At 54.9% G+C, this 25,013-nt stretch carries 21 protein-coding genes and 1 pseudogene; 13 read left to right on the forward strand and 9 right to left on the reverse strand.

The genetic code is table 11. The annotated features are described in order from the left end of the window. The first annotated feature begins 28 nt into the window (after positions 1–28). Positions 29–2,902 (forward strand): M16 family metallopeptidase, encoded by a 2,874-nt coding sequence (locus ACLL9E_RS05060; protein ID WP_411290650.1) that lies wholly within the window; start codon positions 29–31, stop codon positions 2,900–2,902. A 14-nt stretch (positions 2,903–2,916) separates the two neighbouring features. Here the strand turns inward: ACLL9E_RS05060 and hslU are convergent, their stop codons facing one another. The 4 genes from hslU to ACLL9E_RS05080 all read right to left on the reverse strand — a co-directional run bounded on the left by hslU (position 2,917) and on the right by ACLL9E_RS05080 (position 6,252). After that, positions 2,917–4,218: an ATP-dependent protease ATPase subunit HslU gene (gene hslU / locus ACLL9E_RS05065; protein ID WP_411290651.1), complete on the reverse strand. Its 1,302-nt coding sequence runs from the start codon at positions 4,216–4,218 to the stop codon at positions 2,917–2,919. 47 nt (positions 4,219–4,265) lie between these two features. After that, positions 4,266–4,823, reverse strand: coding sequence for an ATP-dependent protease subunit HslV (gene hslV, locus ACLL9E_RS05070; RefSeq protein WP_411290652.1), 558 nt, complete (start codon positions 4,821–4,823; stop codon positions 4,266–4,268). 53 nt (positions 4,824–4,876) lie between these two features. Next, positions 4,877–5,881, reverse strand: coding sequence for a UDP-glucose 4-epimerase GalE (gene galE, locus ACLL9E_RS05075; RefSeq protein WP_411290653.1), 1,005 nt, complete (start codon positions 5,879–5,881; stop codon positions 4,877–4,879). A 113-nt stretch (positions 5,882–5,994) separates the two neighbouring features. Beyond that, positions 5,995–6,252 (reverse strand): hypothetical protein, encoded by a 258-nt coding sequence (locus ACLL9E_RS05080; RefSeq protein WP_411290654.1) that lies wholly within the window; start codon positions 6,250–6,252, stop codon positions 5,995–5,997. Between the two features lie 209 nt (positions 6,253–6,461). Between ACLL9E_RS05080 and ACLL9E_RS05085 the strand changes: the two genes are divergently transcribed. Then, complete coding sequence (locus ACLL9E_RS05085) at positions 6,462–7,286, forward strand: carbon-nitrogen hydrolase family protein (protein WP_411290655.1); 825 nt, start codon at positions 6,462–6,464, stop codon at positions 7,284–7,286. 20 nt (positions 7,287–7,306) lie between these two features. Beyond that, entirely contained in the window at positions 7,307–7,522 is a 216-nt protein-coding gene (locus ACLL9E_RS05090) for a hypothetical protein (RefSeq protein ID WP_411290656.1), read from the forward strand. On the opposite strand, the gene ACLL9E_RS05095 is transcribed toward ACLL9E_RS05090, so the two are convergent. After that, the gene (locus tag ACLL9E_RS05095; RefSeq protein WP_411290657.1) at positions 7,519–9,066 is read right to left on the reverse strand and encodes a CpaF family protein; all 1,548 of its coding nucleotides are present in this window, start codon (positions 9,064–9,066) and stop codon (positions 7,519–7,521) included. The two genes, ACLL9E_RS05090 and ACLL9E_RS05095, sit on opposite strands and share 4 nt — an antisense overlap. Before the next feature lie 162 nt (positions 9,067–9,228). On the opposite strand from ACLL9E_RS05095, the gene ACLL9E_RS05100 reads away from it, so the two are divergent. The 3 genes from ACLL9E_RS05100 to polA all read left to right on the forward strand — a co-directional run bounded on the left by ACLL9E_RS05100 (position 9,229) and on the right by polA (position 13,552). Then, the gene (locus ACLL9E_RS05100) at positions 9,229–10,110 is read left to right on the forward strand and encodes a DMT family transporter (protein WP_411290658.1); all 882 of its coding nucleotides are present in this window, start codon (positions 9,229–9,231) and stop codon (positions 10,108–10,110) included. Between the two features lie 85 nt (positions 10,111–10,195). Beyond that, complete coding sequence (locus tag ACLL9E_RS05105; protein WP_411290659.1) at positions 10,196–10,495, forward strand: hypothetical protein; 300 nt, start codon at positions 10,196–10,198, stop codon at positions 10,493–10,495. A 63-nt stretch (positions 10,496–10,558) separates the two neighbouring features. Beyond that, entirely contained in the window at positions 10,559–13,552 is a 2,994-nt protein-coding gene (gene polA / locus ACLL9E_RS05110; protein ID WP_411290660.1) for a DNA polymerase I, read from the forward strand. On the opposite strand, the pseudogene ACLL9E_RS05115 reads toward polA, so the two are convergent. After that, positions 13,488–13,646 (reverse strand): annotated as a pseudogene (locus ACLL9E_RS05115) (DUF2171 domain-containing protein); the annotation flags it as partial. The gene polA and the pseudogene ACLL9E_RS05115 sit on opposite strands and share 65 nt — an antisense overlap. 220 nt (positions 13,647–13,866) lie before the next feature. Here ACLL9E_RS05115 and ACLL9E_RS05120 point away from each other — a divergent pair. Continuing rightward, a complete protein-coding gene (locus ACLL9E_RS05120) occupies positions 13,867–16,140 on the forward strand; it encodes a TonB-dependent receptor (protein WP_411290661.1) in 2,274 nt (757 codons plus the stop codon). Positions 16,141–16,506: 366 nt separating this feature from the next. Here the strand turns inward: ACLL9E_RS05120 and ACLL9E_RS05125 are convergent, their stop codons facing one another. Then, the gene (locus ACLL9E_RS05125; protein ID WP_411290662.1) at positions 16,507–17,400 is read right to left on the reverse strand and encodes a prephenate dehydratase; all 894 of its coding nucleotides are present in this window, start codon (positions 17,398–17,400) and stop codon (positions 16,507–16,509) included. A 144-nt stretch (positions 17,401–17,544) separates the two neighbouring features. On the opposite strand from ACLL9E_RS05125, the gene ACLL9E_RS05130 reads away from it, so the two are divergent. Next, complete coding sequence (locus tag ACLL9E_RS05130) at positions 17,545–18,186, forward strand: c-type cytochrome (RefSeq protein WP_411290663.1); 642 nt, start codon at positions 17,545–17,547, stop codon at positions 18,184–18,186. Positions 18,187–18,196: 10 nt separating this feature from the next. Here the strand turns inward: ACLL9E_RS05130 and ACLL9E_RS05135 are convergent, their stop codons facing one another. Continuing rightward, entirely contained in the window at positions 18,197–19,063 is an 867-nt protein-coding gene (locus ACLL9E_RS05135) for an LOG family protein (protein WP_411290664.1), read from the reverse strand. Between the two features lie 40 nt (positions 19,064–19,103). Then, positions 19,104–19,757, reverse strand: a complete 654-nt coding sequence (locus tag ACLL9E_RS05140; protein ID WP_411290665.1) for an extensin family protein — start codon at positions 19,755–19,757, stop codon at positions 19,104–19,106. A 132-nt stretch (positions 19,758–19,889) separates the two neighbouring features. Here ACLL9E_RS05140 and ACLL9E_RS05145 point away from each other — a divergent pair, with 132 nt between their 5' ends. The 5 genes from ACLL9E_RS05145 (at position 19,890) to ACLL9E_RS05165 (ending at position 24,864) form a co-directional block, all read left to right on the forward strand. Continuing rightward, entirely contained in the window at positions 19,890–20,477 is a 588-nt protein-coding gene (locus ACLL9E_RS05145) for a ferric reductase-like transmembrane domain-containing protein (protein ID WP_411290666.1), read from the forward strand. Positions 20,478–20,479: 2 nt separating this feature from the next. After that, positions 20,480–20,794 (forward strand): PepSY domain-containing protein, encoded by a 315-nt coding sequence (locus ACLL9E_RS05150; RefSeq protein ID WP_411290667.1) that lies wholly within the window; start codon positions 20,480–20,482, stop codon positions 20,792–20,794. Between the two features lie 103 nt (positions 20,795–20,897). After that, positions 20,898–22,028 (forward strand): phosphoserine transaminase, encoded by a 1,131-nt coding sequence (locus tag ACLL9E_RS05155; RefSeq protein ID WP_411290668.1) that lies wholly within the window; start codon positions 20,898–20,900, stop codon positions 22,026–22,028. A gap of 97 nt (positions 22,029–22,125) precedes the next feature. After that, entirely contained in the window at positions 22,126–23,709 is a 1,584-nt protein-coding gene (gene serA / locus ACLL9E_RS05160) for a phosphoglycerate dehydrogenase (RefSeq protein ID WP_411290669.1), read from the forward strand. Positions 23,710–23,751: 42 nt separating this feature from the next. After that, a complete protein-coding gene (locus ACLL9E_RS05165) occupies positions 23,752–24,864 on the forward strand; it encodes an ATP phosphoribosyltransferase regulatory subunit (protein ID WP_411290670.1) in 1,113 nt (370 codons plus the stop codon). The last annotated feature ends 149 nt before the right edge of the window (positions 24,865–25,013 follow it).

Consider the following 25,013-nt stretch of genomic DNA (forward strand, 5'->3'; position numbering starts at 1 on the left):
AAGCTGCACGCCCGTTATGAGGAGTGACATGCGCAAACTTTCCAATGCTCTCGCTTTTGCAGCCTTGCTGCTTTCCACTTCAGTCTATGCCCAAACTGCGTCAGTTGCGACCACAGCGGCAAAGCCATTTGCGCAGCCTTGGCTGTATGAAGGCAGCGACGTTCCCGTTGACGACTCGTGGACTTTTGGCGTTCTGCCCAATGGGCTTCGTTATGCCGTAAAGAAGAATGATGTTCCTGCAGGGCAAGTGTCTATCCGCGTCCGGATTGATGCGGGCGCATTGCATGAAAATAATGACGAGCAAGGCTTTGCCCATCTCATCGAGCATCTGTCGTTCCGCGGTTCGACCTTTGTGCCCGATGGGGAAGCAAAGAGAATTTGGCAAAGGTTCGGTGTAACCTTTGGCAGTGACAGCAACGCCCAAACGACACCGACCCAGACCGTATACAAGCTCGATCTGCCCAACGCGACGACCGAAAAGCTGGACGAGTCCGTAAAAATCATATCGGGTATGATCCGTAACCCACGCATTTCGCCAACTGCGCTGAATGCGGAACGCGCTATCGTTTTGGCCGAATTGCGCGAAAATAGCGGAGCGCAGATGGTCTATAGCGACGCCTTGCGCCAACATGCTTTTCAAGGTCAGCGATTGGCAAACCGTTCGACCATCGGAACACCGGAAACCCTGCAAGCCGCAGATGCCATTCGCTTGAACGCCTTCCATGATCGCTGGTATCGACCCGAAAATGCAGTGGTCGTCATGGCGGGCGACATGGAACCAGCGCAGCTTGCCAATCTGGTACAAAAATATTTCAACGACTGGAAAGGCAAAGGCCCCGTTGCACCCGAGCCTTCCTTTGGCGACCCGACGCCGCAGGGGACGCCAGCCAGAGTTTTGATCGAACCGACATTACCGACCACGGTGAGCATCGCGTATTTGCGGCCATGGCGCAAAGTAAACGACACGATCGCCTATAATGAGCAACTGCTTATCGATGCTTTGGCGCTTCAGATTATCAATCGCCGTCTCGAGGTACAGGCGCGCGGTGGCGGCAATTATCTTTTCGCCGAAATCGCGCAGGAAGACATCTCACGCACCGCTGACGCAACTTTAGTATCGGTGACACCCGTTGGCGATAAATGGGAAGCCGCAACGCGCGATGTGCGGGCCGTTATTTCCGACGCTATAATGACCGCGCCGTCCGTTGCTGACATTGAGCGGGAAAAGACTTTGTTCGGTAACGCGCTGCGCACGATGCTGGATAGCTATCCATTCGAAGCGGCGGCCAAGCAAGCAGACGACATTGTGAACGCAGTCGACATCCGCGAGACGATAGCCGCACCCAAAACCGTTGTTCGGGTTTATGAGGCCATGAAGGACAAGTTCACACCGGAACGGCTGTTGTCCTCGACACAAAAGCTGTTTCAGGCCGATGTGACGCGGCTCATGCTGTCATCACCTACACAAGTACCGGACGCGGACAAAAGAGCGCTGGCGGCATTAAATGCGTCGGTCGCGGCGAATAAGGCAGCCCGCTTGTCCGAAAACACGCTTGGTTTTGCCGCGTTGCCGACATTGGGCGCGCCGGGGAAGCTTGTCGCGCAGGATACGGTTTCAAGTTTGCAGATGACCAGGCTTGAGCTCTCGAACGGGGTGCGTGCACTTCTTTATCCGAACAAAGCCGAGAGCGGACAAATTCGCGTTTTGGTTCGTTTCGGTCGCGGTTATCAGGCGGTAAACCCCGATCAGGGCAATTTGTTGTGGGCAGGGCCGCTGGTCCTGCCGGAAAACGGCATCGGAAAAATTAAACGCACCGAAATTGACCAGATGGTGAACGGGCGGCGGATTGAGCTGAATTTCTCCGTCGACGACGATGCTTTCCAATTTGGTGCAAATACCCGGCCCGATGATTTGGCCGACCAGCTCACATTGATTGCGACCAAATTGGAGCATCCCGGTTGGGATCCAGCGCCCGTGGAGCGCGCCAAAGCATTGGCAACTTCGGGTTATGCCAGTTTCGAAATGTCAGCCACTTCGGTGCTGCAACGTGACCTGGAATATCTGCTGCGCAACAAAGACCCCCGCTGGAAAGCTGCGACACCGGCTGAAGTTGCAAAAATAGACGCGGCGAAGTTTGAATCTTTTTGGAAACCGTTGATGGCGCAGGGACCGGTTGAGGTCATGCTCTTTGGGGATTTCGACAAGGCCATGGCTATTGCGGCGCTTGAAAAAAGTTTTGGCGCAATTGCGCCTCGTGCTCCATTGCCCACTTCGATGGCCGCGCGAGACGTTCGTTTTCCGGATCCCACTTCAACGCCTATTCGTCTTACGCATCGCGGGGCGAGCGATCAGGCTGCGGCAGTTGTGGCATGGCCAACGGGTGGCGGTATCGCAGGCATTAGCGAAGGGCGGCAGCTTGAAACTTTGGCGGCAATTTTCCGCGACCGTTTGTTTGAAAAATTCCGAGCGGAGCAAGCAGCCAGTTACAGCCCTGATATGGCGGCCAACTGGCCGCTTAACTTCAACAGCGGCGGATATCTGATGGCTTATACCCAGGTTAAGCCAGCTGACGTCGAGCGTTTTTATGCCTTTGCCGATGCCGTGGCGGCGGACCTTATTGCCAACCCTGTCAGTGCCGACGAACTGCAGCGGGCGGTGGAGCCTACGAAACAGGCCATCGAGCGGGCTGCATCGGGCAATACATTCTGGTTAAACCAGCTCAAGGGGGCAACATATGAACCCGAACGCTTTGCTGCGTTGGGTAAATTATATAGCGACTATAACAATGTTACGCCGGCGATCTTGCAGGCTTTAGCCAAGCGCTATTTCGTAAAGGACAAGGCGTGGAAACTGGTGGTCGCCCCGCAATCAGGTGACGGACAAGCAAGCGGCGCGCGCTAAAGCGGGGTTATCTATTAAAGGACGTATTTGGACAGATCGGTGTCCTTCGCGATATCAGAAAGCTGCTGGCTTACATAAGCCGCATCGATCTTGAGCGTTTCACCCTTTCGGTCTTCAGCGTCAAAGCTGATGTCTTCAAGCAGCTTTTCCATGACGGTCTGCAACCGTCGTGCGCCGATATTTTCTACCGAGGAATTCACGTCAACCGCAATCCGCGCGATGGCATCGATGGCATCGTCTGTGAACTCGAGCGTTACTTCTTCAGTTGCCAATAATGCCCGATATTGTTCCGGCAAATTTGCCCGCGTTTCTGAAAGAATGCGCACGAAATCAGCATGTTCCAAGGCCCGCAATTCGACGCGGATCGGAAGCCGACCCTGTAATTCGGGAAGCATGTCGCTTGGCTTGGAGATGTGAAAAGCGCCGGATGCAATGAACAGCACATGGTCGGTTTTCATGGGCCCATATTTGGTCGCGACCGTGGTTCCTTCGATTAAGGGAAGCAAGTCGCGCTGCACGCCCTCGCGGCTAACGGAGCCACCGCGAACGTCGGATACTGCGATCTTGTCGATCTCGTCCAAGAACACGATGCCGTTGGCCTCAGCATCGGCCAAAGCAACGCGATTGACATCGTCCTGGTCAAGGCGCTTTTCGGACTCTTCTTCAACCAGCTTCGTCCACGCGTCCGGAACTTTCATCTTGCGGCGCTTTAGATTGTCCTTGCCAAAGGCTTTGCCCATCATTTCGCCAAGATTAATCATGCCGACATTGCCGCCCATTCCGGGAATCTCCATTGGCATGGCAGGGCTGTCGGATACCTCAATCTCAATTTCGACAGTGTCCATATGGCGGTCGCGAATGCGCTGGCGAAACGCTTCGCGTGTTGCTTCGCTGGCTGTTTCCCCTGCCAATGGCTTTAATATCCGCTCCATTGCCGCAGCTTCGGCGGCCTCACGCACATGACCGCGTCGGCGCTCCTTTTCAAGGCGCACGGCTTCTTCCGCAAGATCGCGGGCGATCTGCTCGACATCGCGGCCGACATAGCCGACCTCTGTAAATTTGGTGGCTTCAACCTTGATAAACGGTGCGTCGGCAAGCTTTGCCAAGCGGCGCGATATTTCCGTCTTGCCGCAACCTGTCGGCCCGATCATCAGGATATTTTTGGGCGTCACCTCATCGCGCAGATCATCGCCCAGACGTTGACGCCGCCAGCGATTGCGCAGCGCAACTGCTACGGCGCGCTTTGCGTCCGCTTGGCCAATAATATGTTCGTCGAGAGCAGCCACAATGGCTTTTGGGGTCAATGCGTTTTTCATTATCGCCTAGATGGGAAGTTGCGAACGGCGTTCAAGTGACGGCTATTTTAAGACGCGCTGGCCAAAGTCTCGACGGTTAGCTGGTCGTTGGTATACACGCATATCTCGGCCGCTATTTTCATTGCATGCCGTGCCATTTTTTCGGCGTCTGCCTCATAATCGGCAAGCGCGCGCGCGGCCGATAGAGCGTAATTTCCACCAGAGCCAATTGCGGCAATACCATCATTAGGCTCCAACACGTCGCCATTGCCTGTGAGGATTAATGTCACATCCTTGTCGGCAACGATCATCATCGCCTCAAGATTGCGCAAATATTTGTCGGTGCGCCAATCCTTGGCCAGTTCAACGGCTGCGCGCATCAACTGACCGCGATGCTGTTCAAGCTTACGTTCCAACCGCTCAAACAAGGTGAATGCATCGGCGGTAGCACCCGCAAAGCCCCCGATGACGGAGCCATCGTGCAATTGCCGCACCTTTTTGGCATTGGGTTTCATGACCGTCTGGCCCATCGACACCTGACCATCGCCAGCGATAACGACCTTGCCGTTTTTGCGGACGGAAAGGATGGTGGTGCCGTACCACGTGACGGGGTTATTGTGAGACATTGTTTCCATGAAGGGCGATATGGGAAACGCGCAGTCAAAAGGCAAGGTAGCGCCTAGGCTGTCTGAATATCGGTCAATCGCCGTTCCCACGCGAGCGCATGTTGGACAATCTGATCCAGATCATCATATTTCGGTTCCCATCCAAAGGTAGCTTTAATAGCTTTATTGTCGGAAATAAGCGCATCAGGGTCGCCGGCGCGTCTGCCTTCCATTTTGCGTTCAAGCTTGTTGTTCGTCACCCGGTCGACGGCGTCCAGTACCTGCATCACGGAGTAGCCATGGCCGTATCCGCAATTCAGCGTGTGGCTGGTTTTCGGATCGGCAACCAGCGCCTCAAGCGCAATGACATGGGCCGAGGCAAGATCGCTTACATGGATATAGTCGCGGACGCCGGTGCCGTCTGCCGTGGCATAATCCGTACCGAAGACGCTGACACTCGCGCGTTTGCCTAACGCTGCTTCCACCGCAATTTTCAACAAATGGGTGGCACCAACTGTTGACTGACCAGTCCTGCACAACGGATCAGCGCCAGCAACGTTGAAGTAGCGTAATGCGCAAAAGTTGAAATCATGTGCGGCAGCGACATCGCGCAGCATCATTTCCGTCATCAACTTGGATGTACCATAAGGGTTGATGGGAATGGTGGGCATATCCTCGCGCACAGGGCTTGATTCAGGGATGCCATAAGTCGCTGCGGTTGATGAAAAGATCATATGCCGAACACCATGGGATATGGCAGACTCGATCAAACTCCGGCTTTTGACAGTGTTGTTGTTGTAATATTTTAGCGGGTCTTGAACGGATTCGGGCACGACAACGGAGCCGGCAAAATGCATGATGGCATCGATACCTTGTTCATGGATAATCCGCTGGATGAGTTCGGTATCACTGATATCACCCTCATAAAAAACAGCATCTTTGGCGACTGCCCAACGGAAACCGGTCACGAGATTGTCGATGACGACCGGGTGATGACCCGCCTCAAGCAAGGCCAGCACGGCGTGGCTACCAATATATCCAGCACCGCCTGTGACCAGAACGTTGAGCCTATGTGTCATTGTCTAATCCAATTCTTATGCTGCCCAGCGGGGGAGCTTCCAAGTTATCAACGCATGATACCAAAAAAAAGGCGACCAAAAGGCCGCCTTTTTAAACTTAATGCCTGAACAAATCAGGGGCTGGTTGGGCCGTTGTCGTCGTTGCCAGCTGCGATAACGATACCGCCGATGACAGCAACAGCAGCGAGGACAGCAACGATTACGCCGCTTCCGCCACCGAGCTTGCTTTCTTCCTTCGATGCAACGCCTACGCGCTTTACCTTGGAAGCGCCAACTGCCTTAGCTGCTGGCGAAAGTGATTGAGCCATTACAGGCGCGCTTACAAGTGAAGCGGCCGCGATAGCAGCGAGAGAGATCTTACCGAAACGCATTATTGTGCTCCTTAATTATGAAGTGCGTTACACTCCGAGTTGTGTCCTACACATTCCTGTCACCATTTCAAGCACGCACTTACCACATTGTATGAAATTCTCACTATTTTTCGGAGTGTTGCAAAATTCTTACATACCTGCGAGCTCTCTGTAATGACTAAGATAATTCGACATAAATTTACATCTATTGCCTATCCGCGTGGTTTTTCATGAGGATAGCGCTGCACCAGATGACGAGTGGGACGAATCTCGCGCGCAATGTTTTGGACATCGACGCCGCGATTGCGAAAGCGGCTGCGGATGGCGCTATTATGTACTTTGCGCCTGAAATGTCTATTTTACTTGATCGCGACCGCGCCCACGCCCGCTTGCAGCTCGCATCCGAATCGCAAACTGACGCTTTGAGCCATTTTTCAGCACAGGCTTCACGCTACGGCATCTGGCTACACCTTGGGTCAGTGCCGGTTGTCCACGAAAACGGTGACAAGCTTGCCAACCGTTCGATCGTTATCGCGCCCGACGGTCAGGTCAAAGCCCGCTACGATAAAATGCATTTGTTCGATATCGATCTGGCTTCAGGCGAATCATGGCGCGAATCGTCCGCATATACCGGGGGAAATACGCCAGTGGTGGTCCAGACTCCGCTTGGCCTCATGGGACTGGGCATCTGTTATGACATGCGTTTCCCTGATCTATTCAGCGTCTATGCCAAATCAAACGTGGATATCATCACGCTTCCGTCGGCTTTCACTGTTCCAACGGGGGAGGCGCACTGGCACAGCTTGCTTCGGGCACGGGCTATTGAAAGCGAAGCTTTTGTCATCGCTGCGGCTCAATGCGGTTTGCACGAAGATGGCCGTAAGACCTTTGGCCATTCGCTGGTGGTCGACCCGTGGGGCACAGTCATTTTAGACATGGGCGAAGCGCCGGGATTAGCGTGTGTTGATCTGGGCCTCGATAAAATTGCCGAGATACGCCAACAAATTCCGGTCCATGCAAATCGCCGCGTCATACCCCCCTTGGTCGCCGAATGATTTAGCATTAGGGCGAACCCATGGAGTGGTTCGAAAAATTTTTATGGCAGGACCATTTCTGGACTGCGGTATCGTTGCTGTCCGCCGGTCTGGTGATGATCAGCAGTTTTGCAGACCGCCGCCGTCACAGGCGCGCTGACATTAACAATGTCGGCTTTGTGCCATGGACTTTCATTACCGTTTTTTCAGTAATCGGGACCGTGCTGTCAGCGGCGCTGGCTTTAAAAGGGCTTTAGCCCAGGCACGCTTCCAAAAATGGCTGATCAAAGCCAAACTGACGCGCTTTTTCGAGCGTGTACGGCCGCACGCCGCCAGCAACCCATTCGCCATTGATTTTGCCGTCGGCATCTTCGTCGCGGTATTCAAACTTGAAAAGATCCTGCGTGACGATCACGTCGCCTTCCATGCCGATGACTTCGGTGATCTGAGTTGTGCGGCGTGAACCATCGCGCAAGCGTTTCACCTGGACGATAAGGTCCACCGATTCGGCTATTTGCCGCGAGATAGCTTCCTTTGGTATTTTGATGTCGCCCATCAAAATCATGTTTTCCATACGGCCAAGGCATTCGCGCGGGTTGTTGGCGTGGAGCGTGCACATCGACCCGTCATGGCCAGTGTTCATTGCGGCCAGCAGGTCAAAGCATTCAGCGCCACGAATTTCGCCCAGGATGATTCTGTCCGGACGCATACGAAGAGCGTTGCGCACAAGGTCACCAATCGTGATCGCGCCGTCACCTTCAAGATTCGGTGGCCGCGTTTCAAGTGGCAACCAATGCGGTTGTTGAAGCCGAAGTTCGGCGGCATCTTCGATAGTCAAAACGCGCTCGCCCGGGTCAATCATTTTGGACAAAGCGTTCAGCATGGTGGTTTTACCCGAACCAGTACCGCCCGAAATGACGATATTCATCCGGCATGCACCAGCAATCTTCAGTGCGGTCGCCATCGCCTCGCTCATGGATCCAAAGCCTTTGAGCATATCGATGGTGATTGGCTTTTCGGAGAATTTACGAATGGAAATGGCAGTTCCGCGTAACGACAGCGGCGGTACAATCACGTTGACGCGGCTGCCGTCTTTCAAGCGGGCATCGGCAAGCGGTGTGGTTTGGTCAACGCGCCGGCCAACCTGGTTGACGATCCGCTGTGCTATCTGGAATAAATGCTCTTCATCGCGAAACTGGATTGGCGCGATAATCAGCTTACCCTTTTTTTCGATGTAGGTCTGCGATGGGCCATTGACCATGATATCGGTAATGTCTGGGTCACTCAGCAATTCTTCCAGCGGGCCAAAACCAAGCAGTTCGTCGACCAGTACCTTTTCGAGCGCAAATTGCTCGCGCCGGTTCAACGTAAGTTTTAGCTCTGCCAGAACTTCCAAAATGATTGGCCGGAATTCTTCGGTCAACTCTTCCTTATTCAGCGATGCTGCTGCCTCTGGGTCCACCCGTTCAAGCAGGCGGGGAAGCACCTGCTCTTTGATTTTGTGAACGGAGGCTTCGAACCCTTGCGGGCCGTCGTCGACAGGCGCAGCGTTATTCGCGCGATCTGACAGGCGAGACATGGCCTCCTGCATCGGCGTTTGGGGGAGACTTGCGCCCGTTAGATCAACCGAATCAATAGATGGAAATTGTTCGCCGCCACCGGCTGGTGGCATGTAATCCTTTTGAGATTGCAGCGCTGTGGCTTGTTGGGCCGCGGATGAGCTCCCACCAGTCATTGGACGGGCCACGCCGAAAGATGGACGTCCTACAGTTAAGCCTGGTTTTTTCCCAAATGCGCTCACGCCAACCAACTCCGGACCATTGTTGTTTCAAATGCCCTGCTACAAACAAATGGTGAATAAAAAGGTAATGCTAACGATGGAGCGCGTGTTCGACTTGAACTATCTGCGGCTTTCTATTTCGGGCGAAGCTTATTAAGGGGGCGCAGCAACCGGGGTAATCACGTGACATCAACGTCGGCTCGTTCGGGCCTATTATACGCGCTTTGTGGTTTCGCTTTGTTGTCCGTCGGCGATGCAATTATCAAATCGATTGCCGGTGCCTGGCCGGGCACGGCGGTTGCAGCACTGCGCTATTCCGTTGGCGCCATTGGGCTTGGTACATTGCTATTCATTCAGGAAGGATGGCAGGGCTTTGCGATACCCAAGCCTAAAGTGCAGCTGCTCAGAGGTTTTGCTGTTGCTACCGCGACCATTTGTTTCTTTTCATCGATATTTTTGATGCCACTGGCGGAGGCTACCGCAATTGGCTTTACCAGCCCGATGATCACGGCGATCCTAAGCTCCATCTTTCTGCGCGAACGCACAAATGCGACAAAATGGGTCGCCACGATTATAGCTTTTGGCGGCGTATTGCTGATCATGCGGCCCAATGTGGCAGAACTGGGTTGGGCGGCGATATTACCGCTCGCCTCAGCACTGAGCATGGCTTTTGTCATGATCGGCAACCGGGCGGTGGCAGGTGCCGGAACGCCGTTGCTCATGCAGTTTCTGGTGGCTTCGGTAGCGGTCCCGGTCATCCTTACAGCAGCAACATTCGGGCATTTTTCCGGTATTCCGGCTTTGCGGATCGGCGTGCCAGACTGGACGATTGTCGCGCGCTGCATTGCCGTAGCTGTCACCGCAAGCTCTGCGCATTGGTTGATATTCATGGGCACAACGCGCGCTTCCGCAGCAGAAATTGCGCCAATGACTTACGTGCAATTGTTGATTGCGCTGACGCTGGGCATAATATTGTTTGGTGACTGGCCGGACCTGACATCGCTTGCCGGGTCGGGCATCATTATTGCAAGCGGCCTTTTGTTGTGGCGCAAATCAGGCCGGTAGAAGCGGCTCACGCCGACAACGCGTTGACAACAGTTCTCATCTGGAGTTGATTAGCGTCCATGGGGTCAAAGCGAGGAGATTTTGGATGCGCGTCAAAATTTTTCTGTTAGCGGCCGGGGCTTTGCTGTCTTCGCCAACTTATGGCCAAAGCTACAATGGTTTTGTTACCCAACCACAATATGATTTCAGCACCAGCAACATGTCATGGGCGTATGGAGCCGACCCAAGCTACAGCGCCGCAAGGGTGTTGGCGCGGTTGCGTGATTTGTGTGGAAGCACGAAGCGTTATGACCAATATTATTGCAAGCGCGGCATGAAAGTCCTGAACAAGGCTTATGCAGAGTATAAGTTGCGCATCGCGGCGAAAGCGGCGGCTGGCGAATAAAGTGGGCTGATCAAGGCAAATTTCCCCGTATGCGCAGGCCTGTGCCGCTGCTATCGCATCGGAATGTCTGACCAAAAGCATCTCTACCTCGTTGACGGTTCCGCTTATATTTTTCGCGCATATCATCGCCTGCCACCGCTTACGAACAAGCATGGCGAACCTGTTGGTGCAGTATATGGCTATACAACCATGTTGTGGAAACTGGCGGATGACCTGAACCAAGCCGATGGCCCGACGCACATGGCCGTGGTGCTGGACAAATCGAGCCAGACATTCCGCAACCGCATTTACGACCAATATAAAGCGCATCGGCCCGACCCGCCGGAGGATTTGAAGCCGCAATTTCCGATGATACGCGATGCGACGCGCGCATTTTCGCTTCCCTTGATCGAAGAAGATGATGTCGAGGCCGATGACATGATTGCGAGCTATGCAAGGGCCGCTTGCGCCGCCGGCTGGCATGTCACGATCGTCAGTAGCGACAAGGACCTGATGCAGTTGGTCGAACCATGCATCGACATGTTCGACACGATGAAAAACGAACGTATCCGCACTGAGGAAGTGTTCGAGAAATTCGGCGTTGGCCCGGACAAGGTTGGCGATGTGCTGGCATTGATGGGCGACAGCGTCGACAATGTCCCCGGTGTTCCGGGCGTTGGCCCAAAGACGGCGACGAAACTCATTCAGGAATTTGGCGACCTCGAAAGCGTATTGGCGGCAACGCCAGACATGAAGCCATCCAAAATGCGCGACAATTTGATCGAACACGCCGAAAAGGCTCGGCTTTCGAAGGTGTTGGTGACGTTGCGAGAGGACTGCCCATTGCCGATCGCCATTGAAGATATGGCCCTGGGCGCGATTCCCGAAGAACCGCTTGCAGATTTCTTGCAGCATCACGGGTTTAACTCGCTGCTTAAGCGCATTGGGCATGTCGCGAATACAGCCGCTGCCAATAAGGCAATTGCAGGCAATCCAAAGGCTGTGCATGCCGGTGATGGGGCAGCGCGCGCCGCGCCCGCAGGTGCCTCAGCCGTTCCCGCAACGATGCCCCCAATCGACGTTTCAGTCTACGAATGCGTCACTGACCTTGCGCGGCTTGACCATTGGATCACGCGGGCACACGAAACCGGCACGCTTGGATTTGATACCGAAACCGACAGCTTACAGGCCGCGAGCGCCAATCTGGTTGGCTTCAGCCTTGCCGTTGCGCCAGGCGAAGCATGCTATGTGCCGTTGGCGCACGGTGGGACTGACATGTTCGCCGAAAAGCCTGCGCAAATTGAGATGGAAGCGGCGCTGGCCAAGTTGCGACCATTGTTGCGCGATTCAAGCGTTCTGAAAATCGGCCAAAATCTGAAATATGACATGTCCGTGCTCGCGCGGCATGACGTGCGCATCACGCCTTATGACGACACGATGGTGATGAGCTTCGCTCTGGATGCAGGGCGCCAGGCGCATGGCATGGACGAACTGTCAAAAGCGCATCTCTCGCACGAGTGCATTTCGTACAAAAGTGTCACTGGCACGGGCAAAAGCCAGATCGGTTTTGCGGCCGTCCCGTTAAGCGATGCCACGTGTTACGCCGCCGAGGATGCTGATGTAACATTGCGCCTTTGGCACCATCTTAAATTGCGGTTGAGCCCCGAAAAGGCGACCAGCGTCTACGAACTGGTAGACCGCCCGTTGGTGCCTGTGCTCTCAAAAATGGAGTGCACCGGAATCAAAGTTGACCGTGCGGTACTCGCGCGACTGTCTGCTGAATTTGCCACACAGATGGACCTTTTGGAAAAGGAAATTCATGGCCTTGCCGGGCAGCCTTTTACAATTGGGAGCCCGCAACAGCTTGGCGACATATTATTTGGTAAGATGGGCTATAAGGGCGGCAAGAAAGGCAAGTCTGGCCAATATTCGACCGACGTAACGGTACTTGAGGATCTGGCGGGACAAGGCATCGACATCGCCCGTAAAGTGCTGGATTGGCGCCAATTGGCAAAGCTTAAGTCGACCTATACCGATAGCCTGCAACAGCAGATTGACCCCAAAACGGGCCGCGTACACACCAGCTACAGTCTCGTGGGTGCGCAGACCGGAAGGCTGTCGTCGACCGATCCGAATTTGCAGAACATCCCAATCCGCACCGAAACTGGACGTCAAATCAGGGATGCATTCGTCGCAGAGCCCGGCAATGTTATATTGTCGGCCGACTATAGCCAGATTGAGCTTCGCCTCGCTGCGCATTTTGCCGATGTCGAACCGTTGCGGGATGCATTCGAAAAGGGCGAGGATATTCACGCCCGCACCGCGCTTGAACTGTTCGGCGAAGTCAACCGCGACACGCGCGGGCGCGCAAAAACGATAAACTTCTCTATCCTATACGGCATCTCGCGTTGGGGACTTTCGAAGCGGCTGGAATCCTCGGCAGAGGAAGCGCAGGCGCTCATTGACGCTTATTTCAAACGATTTCCCGGCATTTCCAATTATATTCAGGAAACGATGGCCACGGTGCGCGAATGCGGCCATTCGACCACCTTATTCGGACGCAAGACGTGGTTTCCGCGCATCAAATCATCCAATCAGGCCGAACGGCAGGGCAGCGAACGCGCCGCAATCAACGCGCCTATCCAGGGGACGAGCGCCGACATCATCAAACGCGCAATGGTGCACATGGGGCCAGCGCTTGCCGCTGCTGGCTTGGGCCATGTGAAAATGCTGCTTCAGGTCCACGACGAACTGGTGTTCGAATTGCCCGAGGCCGATGTCGATGCTGCAAGCGAAATCATCCGGACTGTCATGGCGAACGCAGCGGAACCATTGGTCAAGCTGACTGTGCCATTGGGTATTGAGATCGGCACTGGCCCAAGCTGGGGGGCGGCGCACTGGTGTGGCCGCCCGCCTGAAATTAGGCTTCGTCTTCTTCTGTTTCAAACGTCACCGCGACGTCGCCATTGGCTGAGAGACGAACGGTGCCGTCCTCGACCGACGCCACAAGGCCACCGTCGATATAATGGTGATGGCCTTCATGGGTGCCTTCGCCCGAATCCTTTTTGGTCAGCTTGATACGGTTGCCTTCAACGCCGTCGACAGTGCCAACATGGACGCCGTCCGCGCCAATGACTTCTGCATGTTCCTGAATCTGCGATAGGTCAGCCATATTTCGTTCCTTTAATTGAGAGGGTAGTTAACGCGCGACCCGCGTTGAAGGTCCACTCGCCTCGGCCTCGCATCGCAATTTCATCGCTCAACAGGACGCTGCGACCGTCACTGTCGCAAAACTTTCTTATAACCCTATTCAAACTGTCGCAGTGCATTCGCAATAATGACACCTCCGTTGCGCATAGGCGCGGCTTCTCGTTCAACCGGAGTTTAAAGCTATGCGCCGTCCACATATCGCCGTTGCTATTTCAATCCTTTGCGCATCCACCGCGATGCCCGCTTTTGCGCAGACGGCTGAAGGCGAAGAACAGGCCTTCGAAGGTGAAATCATCGTCACCGCGCAAAAACGCGAAGAGCGTCTGGTTGACGTCCCCGTGACCCTCAGCGCTGTCAGCGGTGCGCGCCTCGAAGAGCTTGGCGTAAGTGACCTTGACGAGCTTGCCAATTATATCCCCGGCCTGAACATTCAGGAGCAGAGCGCCAACAACCCGGGCGTCGTTATCCGCGGTATCACGTCTGATTCTGGTTCAGCGCAGCAGGCAGCGCGCGTTACATTATACTATAATGGCGTCGACATTTCGCGGTCGCGCGGTTCCTATCAGGACATTTACGACATTGAACGGATTGAGGTCATCAAGGGACCGCAAGCGACATTGTTCGGCACGGCATCTGCGGTCGGCGCGATCAGCATCATCTCGGCGCGGCCCGAGCCCGGCTTTTCGGGTGCGTTGACAGGGGGCATCGGCAATTTCGACCAGCGTCAGGTCGGCGGCTTTGTCAACATCGGGTCGGATAGTCTGGCTGGACGCGTTGCGTTCGCGTTCAAAAAGCGTGACGGCTACGTAAACAATCTGGCACCGGGTCAAGATGACCTGAACGGCCAGAACCAGCTTGGTGTGCGCAGCTCTTTGCGCTTCACACCAGATGATGCGCTGACCGCTGACCTGATCCTGACGTACGACCGTCAGCGAAATCCAGGGACTGCATTTGTCTCACGTGCATTGCCGACAGCAACGGGGCCAGGCAATCCGTTCGGCGATGCGTTCCTCGGTGGTTCGCCACGTTCGTTGCAGGATCTGTATCAGGAAAAGCTTGGGTTGACCCGCGACGTGTATGACGCGAATTTTACCGTGAACTACGAATTTGCGGACAATTGGGCACTTACGATGGTCAATGGTTACCGCAAGTTTGACTCGCTTGAAGTCTTTGACGCCGATGGGTCGGCTGCTTGGTATCTGGAATTCACTGAACTGGCCAAGGGCGAGCAGGTTAATCATGAAACACGCTTTGCCTACACCGACGACAAATTCCGTGGATCATTCGGGTTCAATTTCTTTCACGAAGACAGCATTCAGAACGTACCCTTCTCGTCTAACGAACGCGTGTTCCTCGCTTGCGCAACCAGCACCGCAGCCACGCGCGCGCAATGTGTTGCACCAAATGGCACCGTCCCCGCGCAGGCGTTGACGCCAGTGCCCTACAGCTCGGTGTTCGAAAACCAAGGACGTAATGACAGCTACTCAATGTTTGCCGACGGCACCTGGATTCCAACCCCAAGCCTTGAATTAACCGCTGGCGCGCGCGTCTTGATCGAAAAGCGGCGGTCGGGATTCTTTGCCCGCGTTCCCCGCTCCGCGCTGACGGGAGGCGCTTCGCTTATCCCCGGGCAGGTCGATACTGCTGGCCAGACTTTCCGCACTGAGGATAGCTTCCAGGCTGTTCTGCCGCGCTTCAACTTGCTCTACCGTTTCTCGGACAACTTCAATGGCTATGCGACGGTTTCAAAGGGCCGCCGCTCTGCCACTGTTCAGCTTGGCGCGCGTGCAACTACGGCTGGTCCAGTTGCAAACTTCACGCCGGTACTTGCTGAAAACATCTGGAATTATGAGGTTGGCTTGAAAGGCGCGCTTGGTATTTTCTCGGGCTCGATTGGCGCTTATTATCTGACGTATGACAATTTTCAGGTGAGCATCGTCCTGCCGAACGGCACCACACAGACGCAAAGCGCTGGCTCCGCCACCAACAAAGGTGTTGAGGCCGAATTGACAATCAAGCCGACAAGCTGGTTAAGTGTCTTTGGTAATGTCGGCTATATCGACGGCGGGATTGACGATAAACCAACGATTGCTGCCAACTTCCGCGGTGCCAAATTCCGTTTGCAGCCTGAAGTTCAAGCATCGGGTGGCTTCACAATTAACGCGCCCTTGGGCGGTGTCACCTTCTTTGCAACGCCGTCGGTGACGTACCGCAGCAAGATGTTTTTCGAAATTCCGAACAACCCGCTGATCGCGCAGGATGGTGTGACCTTGGTCAATGCGAATGCCGGTGTCCGTTTCGGGGACGACCGGTTTGAAATATCGGTCTTCGCCCGCAATCTGTTGGACGAAGATTATCTGCTTGATGCCGGCAACACGGGCGGTGCGTTTGGTATTCCAAGCTTCATCCCCGCGGAACCCCGCCTTTATGGCATCCGGGTGGGGGCGAAATTCTGAGCGCTAGCTGCCAAATTTGGGGCGGAGGACGCTTAAACTATTGAAATGTAGGATTTCACCTGTCAGATTAGATAGATACATCGTCAACCGCCCAGTGGCTGTAGGGGCATGCAATCAGCCTATCTTGAGTCTGAAGTGTTTGAGGTGAGACCTTAGTGTGACTTTTCAAACTAAGGTCGTTGCCTTTGTAACATGTCCTCTCTGCAAAATTATCGTCATCCCCGCGAAGGCGGGGATCTATACGTCGCTTGACGGCAGATAATGTCGGCAGCGCGAGATCCGCTAGGCGTAATGGATCCCCGCCTTCGCGGGGATGACGCGGAAAGAGGGTGTGTGTTTCCGTCTGCGGGTGGCTAAGGGCGCTTTTCAGCCGCGGTTGCGGGTCTGCATATAGGTGCCAAGCAAGCGGACCGAGTTGCAGTGGAAGCGAAGCTCATCGAGCGCGCGGTCGACCGCCGGATCGCCGGGGGCACCTTCGATGTCGGCGAAAAATTCGGTTGCGGCAAAGCTTGCCCCGTTTTGGTAGCTTTCAAGCTTGGTCATATTAACGCCATTGGTCGCAAACCCGCCCATCGCCTTGTACAGGGCTGCAGGAATGTTCTTCACCTCAAAGATAAAGGTGGTCATGAGCGTCCCGCCTAGCTGGCTGCGTTCGACAGGCTCGCGGGAGAGCACGACGAACCGAGTCATGTTGCTTGGGTCGTCCTGCACACCATCATTTATCGCAACCAGCCCGTACAGTTCGGCAGCGATCGGCGGCGCGATCGCCGCTGCGGAAGGATCGTCATTTGCTGCGACAAAGGCAGCAGCGGCGGCGGTGTCGGCATAGGCTACGGGAATGATGCCATGTTCCCGCAAATAATGCCGACATTGCCCAAGTGCTTGCGGGTGGCTCATAGCTGTTTTCAGCACCGCGTCGGCGGACTTCGCCATCAGGCAGTGGCGGATCGACATGAAATGCTCGGCATTGATGCTCAGGCCCGACTCAGGCAGCAAAAAATGAATGTCCGCAACGCGGCCGTGAAGCGAATTTTCAATCGGGATAATTGCCCGCGCGGCAGTTCCATCCTTGACTGCATCAATTGCGTCCTCGAACGAAAAACAGGGCAGGGGCAGGCATTCCGAATCATATTCCAGTGCCGCCAGATGCGAATTGGCGCCGGGCGCACCTTGAAACGCAAGCGCCTTTGAGGGCTGCTCTTTTGCAGCAAGGGTCATCTCTTTGACAATCGCGAGCGCTGGTGCTGGGTAACTATTCATGGGTAAAGCCGATAGGATAGCGAAACTTATCGGGCAAGTCTGGATTTGGGCACTTGCACGGCGTTCACGTGGTCATTAGAGGGGCCCCATAATCCGGCCGTTATCCCACGCCGGAATTCCAACGCACTTCAAGGCTGATAACCAATGGATGATCGTAGTAATACAATTGCAGGCTGGGTTTTGGCAGGCGGCATCGTCGCACTCGGGCTAAGCATCGGTTCTGGCATGTACTTTCATGGCGAAGCACCCGAAAAAGAGGGTTTTGCTGTTGTAGCTGAAGAAACCGGCGCTGCTGGCGGCGTGGCCGCGGTGCCAATCGCAACCTTACTTGCCACGGCTGATATTGCAAAGGGCGAAGCGGTATTCAAGAAATGCACCGCTTGCCACAATATTGCGCAGGGCGGCGCAAACGGCATTGGTCCAAATCTTTGGGCTGCTATGGGTAAGCCGCACGGACATGTGGCTGGCTTTGCTTATTCGGATGCGCTGAAAAGCATTCCTGGCAATTGGGATTGGGAAGGCATGGACAAATGGCTAGCAAACCCGAAGAAATATGCACCGGGCACCAAGATGACATTTGCCGGTCTGGGCAACCCAGAAGAGCGTGCAAATCTTATCCTGTATCTTAACGCGCAGGGTTCAAACCTGCCGTTGCCAGCGCCGCCAGCGGCTGACCCGGCTTCTGCCGCTCCAGCGGCTGCTGCAGACGCGGCAACTGGCGAAGCTACAGCGACCCCGACGACGGACGCGCCAACGCAAGCTCCCGTTCAGCCGGCGGCCAAGTAGTCCGGACTACTTAATGTAAAACTTCGTAGAAATCGCAGATGGCATCCCATGCCTCTTCTGCGGTCTCTACGAACTGGAAAAGCTCCAGATCTCGCGGGCTGATAACGCCTTCAAGCATTAGCTCTTCGAAGTTCACGACGCGGTTCCAGAATTCGCGCCCGAACAGCAAGATCGGCATTTTCTTGATCTTGCCGGTCTGAATAAGCGTCAGCAGCTCGAAAAATTCATCAAACGTCCCAAACCCGCCGGGGAAAACGGCAACGGCGCGCGCCCGCAGCAAGAAGTGCATTTTGCGTAAGGCGAAATAATGGAACTGGAAGCTCAGCCGTGGCGTCACGAAAAGGTTCGGTGCCTGCTCATGCGGCAAGACGATATTAAGACCCACCGATTCTGCGCCGACATCATGTGCCCCACGATTGGCGGCCTCCATGATCGACGGGCCACCGCCAGAGCACACCACAAAATGTCGGCGACCCTCTTCATCGGTGATATTGGCGCGCCCAGCCAATTGCGCCAAGTGACGTGCCTCGGCATAGAATCGGGATTTTTCCTTCATGCGCTCTGCGATGATTGTTGCCCGTTCGCCCTCTGCGGCGGATAGCAATGCGTCTGCCGCTTCCGGCTCGGGTATGCGCGCTGATCCATAGATCACGAGCATTGATCCGATATTTGCCTCATCAAGCAACATTTCGGTCTTGAGAAGTTCAAGCTGGAAACGGACCGGACGCAGGTCTTCACGTAACAAGAAATCTGTGTCCTGAAACGCCAGCCGGTACGACTTGCTTTGCGTCTGTGGTGTCGAAAGTTGCTGTTCGGCGAAGTCCGCTTCTTGCTGTGCTTTATAGAAACGACGGTCATTAATTTTTGTGTCTGTCATTAGGCCGAGTGTAAGCTGACAAAGTGCTTTTTGCCACCCCTTATCGGCAAAAGGACGATCCGGTGCGCATCGACGCAGCCATGTCAAAGTGGAAATGGTTTGCATGTGCGCCGTTGTAGTCGGGGCCAAGGACGGTGCTGAAGCGCTTGCACGCGGACTGATGTAAACGACGCAGAAACGCCTGCTCCTCGGGCGATCCGCGCCAGCCATTAAGCACTGAAACACGCCGACCATCCCGCAAGATAAAGGCGGAAACGTCAACAGCATTTGCAAATGCATGTTCGGACAATTTGCCCGATTGGCCACCGTTTATATTCCGGCAACTGAATGTGCCCATGGTTTCGATCTTCACCACTTCTCCACCGAGATATTGCTTTGCGGCTGGCGCCACAGCGAAGCGTGCCCAATCCGTAAAATTGGCGGCGAGTGGGCAGGTCATAGCGCCCAGATTTGTTGTAGGCGTGCCAAAATCCATCAGCTTGATGGTATCAATCGTGCGGCACCCACCGTCAAAACTTCGGTCAGGTAGACCCGAAAACCGCACTGATTTTGTCGTGAGTGCGGCCATGCACTGACGGACATTCTCTGCCGAACTGCTCCGCGGCGGTACTTCAGGCTTCTGGCGGCCGCCGCACGAAGCCAGCAGGAATACGCTGGCGAAAAGCACATATGTGTAAAAAACGCCTCGAGACATGACTGTCTGATAAAGCAATCTGCAATGCTTGCAGCCCAAAAACGACCAAATGTTCCATAGCTGCCGTTTAACAGGGCGATACAGCACTAATTCCACATTGCATGGGGCCACTCTCATCTCTATCGCGAATGCATGTTGCGAATCATTCTTAACAAGAAGCTGGCTTTTTGGGTATTGTTATCTTTGCCGGCCTTGGTGTTGCTGCAACGCTATTTTTCCGGCGAACTGATCGCAATGGACATGCTGCAACCTACAGGAGAATGGTCTGCACGATTTATGATCGCTGCAATGCTGCTGAGCCCGTTGCTGTCCTTGCTTGGTCCCCGTATCTGGCTGACGTGGCTGATCCAGAGACGCAGGGCACTTGGCGTAGCGACGTTTTCATATGCCGTGTTGCACCTGATTTTTTATGCCGTCGATATGGGGAATCTCGGTGACATTTTGGCCGAATTTCTGGCGCTCGGCATCTGGACGGGCTGGGCCGCAATGCTTTTGTTCGTGCCGCTGGCGGTGACCAGCAACGACGCGTCGATGCGTATGCTGAAGAAAGGCTGGAAGCGCCTTCAGCGTCTCGTTTATCCCGCTGCCATATTGGTTCTCGTCCATTGGATATTCATCCACAATAATTTAGCGACTGCTCTCCTTCATTTCATGCCGCTCATCTTGCTCGTTGCGGCCCGATATTTCCTTCCGCGCAAATCAATTTTCAAAGGAGCGTAAATATGCGTTTATTATCTACCCTATCACTTACCGTCGTAGCCGCAGCAACATTTGCGTCGGTGCCGGCATCGGCAACTGGGGCAATTGCCTGCAAATCTGGTCCAGCATCCGGATGGAAAAGCCAAAAAATATTGACGGAAAAACTTGCCAAAGAAGGTTGGACTGTCCGCAAATCGAAAGTCGATGGCGGTTGCTACGAAGTGTACGGAACTACCCCGGAAGGCGACCGCGTTGAAGCGTATTTCCACCCGGTAACGTTGGAGAAATTATACGTAAGCCGTCGTGGCGAAGTATTGTTTCGCAAGAAGGGTTACTGATAACATTTTACAATAGTCGTTGACAAAACCGGGGCTGCGCCTAAACGCGGCCCCGGGCCACGCGGTCCCAACGCCGCGCTGCTCTCTGCAAGGAGACGCTTACATGACTATAGTAAAACCCGCCGTTAAGCCGGCGCGTCCGTTCTTTTCCTCCGGTCCTTGTGCGAAACCGCCAGGCTGGAGCCCCGAAAAACTTCAAACCGAATCGCTTGGTCGTTCGCATCGCGCGAAGATTGGCAAATCACGACTTCAACTTGCCATCGACTTGATGCGCGAAGTGCTTGAGGTGCCTGATACCCATCGCATCGGCATCGTGCCGGGTTCAGACACCGGCGCGATTGAAATGGCGATGTGGACCATGCTCGGCGCGCGTCCGGTCACGATGATGGCATGGGAAAGCTTTGGCGAAGGTTGGGTCACAGATGTGAACAAGCAGCTTAAGTTGAACGCGACGGTCTTGAACGCGCCATATGGAGAAATTCCTGATCTCTCGACAGTCAATTTCGATGATGATGTGGTCTTCACATGGAACGGCACCACGTCCGGTGCACGTGTACCCAATGGCGACTGGATCGCCGACGACCGTGCAGGCCTGACCTTCAACGACGCGACTTCAGCGGTATTTGCCTATGATATGCCTTGGGACAAGCTTGATGTTACCACCTTCAGCTGGCAGAAGGTGTTGGGCGGCGAGGGCGCGCATGGCGTGCTCATTCTCGGTCCGCGCGCTGTTGAGCGACTTGAAAACTTCATACCATCGTGGCCGCTTCCCAAGGTATTCCGCCTCATGTCGAAAGGCGCGCTGGCCGAAGGCATCTTCAAGGGCGAAACGATTAACACGCCATCGATGCTCGCGGTAGAAGACGTCATTTTTGCGCTTGAGTGGGCAAAAAGCGTAGGTGGACTGCAGGGCCTGATGGCGCGAAGCAACGCCAACGCCGCCGCACTCGGGAAGATCGTTGAGGCCAGCGACACTCTTGGCTTTCTTGCCGCCGACCCGGCCATTCGTTCGAAGACTTCGGTCTGCTTGACCGTAACGGGCGCTGATGAAGCCATGATCAAGAAAATGGCGTCTTTGCTCGAGGCGGAGGATGCAGCTTATGACATCGCCGGATATCGCGACGCCCCGCCGGGCTTGCGCATCTGGTGCGGCGCGACTGTCGACACTGCGGACATTGAGGCGCTTGGGCCATGGCTCGATTGGGCATATGCCCAAGCCAATTCTCAATCCTAAACGGTCGTCCTGAACTTGTTTCAGGGCCTTTCTTTCGACGGTGAAATTAAGATGCTGAAACGAGTTCAGCATGACGATATTTGAAATGGAACCCAACATGACCAAACCACGCGTACTTATCTCGGACAAAATGGACCTAAATGCAGCGAAGATTTTCGCTGAACGCGGCTGTGATGTAGACGTCATTACTGACAAGACTCCGGACGAACTGGCGGCGATGATCGGCGATTATGACGGCCTTGCTATCCGTTCTTCGACCAAAGTGACGAAGCAGATATTGGATGCCGCGACCAATTTGAAAGTGATCGGCCGCGCCGGGATCGGCGTCGACAATGTCGATATCCCTACTGCTTCCGCAAAGGGCGTTGTTGTTATGAACACGCCATTTGGTAACTCGATCACCACCGCAGAACACGCCATCGCCTTGATGTTCGCACTCGCGCGCCAGTTGCCTGAGGCGAATGCCCAGACACAAGCGGGGCTGTGGCCCAAAAACGGCTTCATGGGCGTTGAAGTTACGGGCAAAACGCTTGGGTTGATCGGCGCAGGAAACATCGGTTCAATCGTGGCAAGCCGCGCGCTTGGCCTGCGCATGAAGGTAGTCGCCTTTGACCCGTTCCTGACAGCTGAACGTGCAATTGAAATGGGCGTGGAGAAAGCGGACCTCGACACGTTGCTCTCCAAGGCCGACTTCATCACGCTGCACACACCCCTGACTGACCAAACCCGCAACATATTGTCGAAAGAAAATCTCGCCAAAACCAAAAAAGGCGTGCGCATCATAAACTGCGCGCGTGGCGGCTTGATAGATGAAGAGGCGCTGAAAGAAGCATTGGACAGTGGCCAAGTCGGCGGGGCAGCGCTCGACGTTTTTGCCATAGAGCCGGCGAAAGAATCGCCATTGTTTGGCACGCCGAATTTCATCTGTACCCCGCATCTGGGGGCATCGACTAACGAAGCGCAGGTCAATGTTGCGCTTCAGGTTGCCGAACAAATGGCGGACTATCTCGTCAATGGCGGGGTTACCAACGCCTTGAACATGCCAAGCTTGTCGGCAGAAGAAGCACCAAAGCTGAAACCCTACATGACCCTCGCGCAAAAGCTTGGTTCACTGGTTGGGCAGCTTGCGCACGATAATCTCGACAACATCGCCATTGAGGTTGAAGGTGCGGCAGCAGAACTCAACATCAAGCCGATCACTGCTGCGGTGTTGTCCGGCTTTATGCGGCGTTTCTCGGACGCGGTGAATATGGTCAATGCGCCGTTTCTTGCAAAAGAACGCGGTTTTGACATTCGCGAAGTTCGCCACGACAAAACCGGTGCGTACCATACGTTGGTGCGCGTGACAGTGAACACCAATCAAGGTCCGCGCTCGGTTGCCGGTACATTGTTCGCGAACAGCGAGGCCCGATTGGTCGAAATATTCGGCATCAGCCTCGAAGCCGAGCTGGAAGGTAATATGCTGTATATCGTCAATGAAGATGCGCCCGGTTTCATTGGCCGGGTTGGCACAACATTGGGCGAGGCCGGCTTGAATATCGGCACATTCCATTTGGGTCGTCGAAGCGCTGGTGGTGAAGCGGTTCTTTTGTTGTCGATGGATGCCGCTATTCCTGAAGCTGTCCTGCAACAGCTTGGAACGCTTCCCGGAGTGAAGACCGTAAAGGCGCTTAAGTTCTAAGCGGGGGCTTCCCCGCTAGGACTTTTGCGTTAAAGAGCGCGCATGAATATTCCGCCTGACTTGCTGCCCGAGGGCTTCCGCGACCGTCTTCCCCCCCAAGCGGAGGTAGCGGCGCGGGTGTCGCGTGCGATGATCGATGTGCTCGTAAGCAACGGTTACGCGCGCGTTGCGCCTGCGATGGCGGAATTTGAGTCCGTACTTGCAAAGCGAAGCGGCAATGCTGCGCGCAACCAGCATCTGCGGTTTACAGACCCTGTGTCCGGCCACACTCTGGCACTGCGCGGTGACATCACCGTGCAAGTAGGGCGCATTGCCACCACACGGATGAAGCATGCCCCGCGACCCCTGCGTTTGGCTTATCATGGGCAGGTTCTCCGGTTGCGGGCCAAGCAATTGCGTCCGGAGCGCGAACTTACTCAATTGGGCGCAGAACTCGTGGGTAATGACAGCGTTGCGGCCGTGTGTGAAATTGTCGGTGTTGCCATTGATGCGCTTGAGGCAGCAGGCGTGAACGAGATCACCATCGACTTCACACTGCCCGACTTGGTTGAGCAGCTGGCGGAAAAGGCGCTGCCTTTGGAGGCTGACAAAATAGACGCTGTCCGTTCAGAGTTGGATATGAAAGATGCTGGCGGCCTCAGTGCGCTTGGTGCGGATGCATATTTGCCGTTGCTTGCCGCAACTGGTCCGTTTGCGGAGGCGGTCGAAAAGTTACGGGCGATTGATGCGGGCGGCGCATTGGCGTCGCGCATTCGAGCGCTGGAAGCCATTGCTGATACCGTTGCGGGTCGGGCCGAGGTGACCCTTGACCCGACGGAGCGGCACGGCTTTGAATATCAAAGTTGGTTTGGATTCACGATTTTTGCCAAGGGTTATAGTGCCGCATTAGGGCGTGGCGGTACATATTTCATTGAACGTGCCGATGGCCCCGCAGAAGCGGCGACCGGTTTCTCGCTCTATCCCGATCCTCTAATCGATTTGGCCGGGGAAATTACGGCCCAACGGCTTTTCCTTCCTGTAGGGACAGCCGCTTCGGTGGGCGCAAAACTGCGCGGCGAAGGCTGGATTACGGTCGCTGCGCTGGATGACAGTGACAGTGCAGCCTTGCTCGGATGCACGCATATTTGGACTGATGGACGAGCTTCCGCACTCTGAAATTATCGCCAACGCAGCTTTTGGGTGGACGCAGCGTCGTCATAATCATAACGGAGCGCATGGCGAATCCCTTCGCAGGAAAAACCTCCTGCGCAGAAAAAGGCCCCAGAGCTATCTGGCTTTGACAGGGAATATCTGATGGCGAATGT

Origin of the sequence: Sphingorhabdus sp. (genome assembly GCF_046596595.1) — a bacterium.
Taxonomy (GTDB): Bacteria; Pseudomonadota; Alphaproteobacteria; order Sphingomonadales; family Sphingomonadaceae; genus Sphingorhabdus_B.

What these genes read in the sequence shown, in the direction of transcription:
- ACLL9E_RS05060 (WP_411290650.1), top strand. Translation starts at nt 29, where the DNA reads ATGCGCAAACTTTCCAATGCTCTCGCTTTTGCAGCCTTGCTGCTTTCC.
- hslU (WP_411290651.1), bottom strand. Translation starts at nt 4,218, where the DNA reads ATGAAAAACGCATTGACCCCAAAAGCCATTGTGGCTGCTCTCGACGAA.
- hslV (WP_411290652.1), bottom strand. Translation starts at nt 4,823, where the DNA reads ATGTCTCACAATAACCCCGTCACGTGGTACGGCACCACCATCCTTTCC.
- galE (WP_411290653.1), bottom strand. Translation starts at nt 5,881, where the DNA reads ATGACACATAGGCTCAACGTTCTGGTCACAGGCGGTGCTGGATATATT.
- ACLL9E_RS05080 (WP_411290654.1), bottom strand. Translation starts at nt 6,252, where the DNA reads ATGCGTTTCGGTAAGATCTCTCTCGCTGCTATCGCGGCCGCTTCACTT.
- ACLL9E_RS05085 (WP_411290655.1), top strand. Translation starts at nt 6,462, where the DNA reads ATGAGGATAGCGCTGCACCAGATGACGAGTGGGACGAATCTCGCGCGC.
- ACLL9E_RS05090 (WP_411290656.1), top strand. Translation starts at nt 7,307, where the DNA reads ATGGAGTGGTTCGAAAAATTTTTATGGCAGGACCATTTCTGGACTGCG.
- ACLL9E_RS05105 (WP_411290659.1), top strand. Translation starts at nt 10,196, where the DNA reads ATGCGCGTCAAAATTTTTCTGTTAGCGGCCGGGGCTTTGCTGTCTTCG.
- polA (WP_411290660.1), top strand. Translation starts at nt 10,559, where the DNA reads ATGTCTGACCAAAAGCATCTCTACCTCGTTGACGGTTCCGCTTATATT.
- ACLL9E_RS05120 (WP_411290661.1), top strand. Translation starts at nt 13,867, where the DNA reads ATGCGCCGTCCACATATCGCCGTTGCTATTTCAATCCTTTGCGCATCC.
- ACLL9E_RS05125 (WP_411290662.1), bottom strand. Translation starts at nt 17,400, where the DNA reads ATGAATAGTTACCCAGCACCAGCGCTCGCGATTGTCAAAGAGATGACC.
- ACLL9E_RS05130 (WP_411290663.1), top strand. Translation starts at nt 17,545, where the DNA reads ATGGATGATCGTAGTAATACAATTGCAGGCTGGGTTTTGGCAGGCGGC.
- ACLL9E_RS05135 (WP_411290664.1), bottom strand. Translation starts at nt 19,063, where the DNA reads ATGACAGACACAAAAATTAATGACCGTCGTTTCTATAAAGCACAGCAA.
- ACLL9E_RS05140 (WP_411290665.1), bottom strand. Translation starts at nt 19,757, where the DNA reads ATGTCTCGAGGCGTTTTTTACACATATGTGCTTTTCGCCAGCGTATTC.
- ACLL9E_RS05145 (WP_411290666.1), top strand. Translation starts at nt 19,890, where the DNA reads ATGTTGCGAATCATTCTTAACAAGAAGCTGGCTTTTTGGGTATTGTTA.
- ACLL9E_RS05150 (WP_411290667.1), top strand. Translation starts at nt 20,480, where the DNA reads ATGCGTTTATTATCTACCCTATCACTTACCGTCGTAGCCGCAGCAACA.
- ACLL9E_RS05155 (WP_411290668.1), top strand. Translation starts at nt 20,898, where the DNA reads ATGACTATAGTAAAACCCGCCGTTAAGCCGGCGCGTCCGTTCTTTTCC.
- serA (WP_411290669.1), top strand. Translation starts at nt 22,126, where the DNA reads ATGACCAAACCACGCGTACTTATCTCGGACAAAATGGACCTAAATGCA.
- ACLL9E_RS05165 (WP_411290670.1), top strand. Translation starts at nt 23,752, where the DNA reads ATGAATATTCCGCCTGACTTGCTGCCCGAGGGCTTCCGCGACCGTCTT.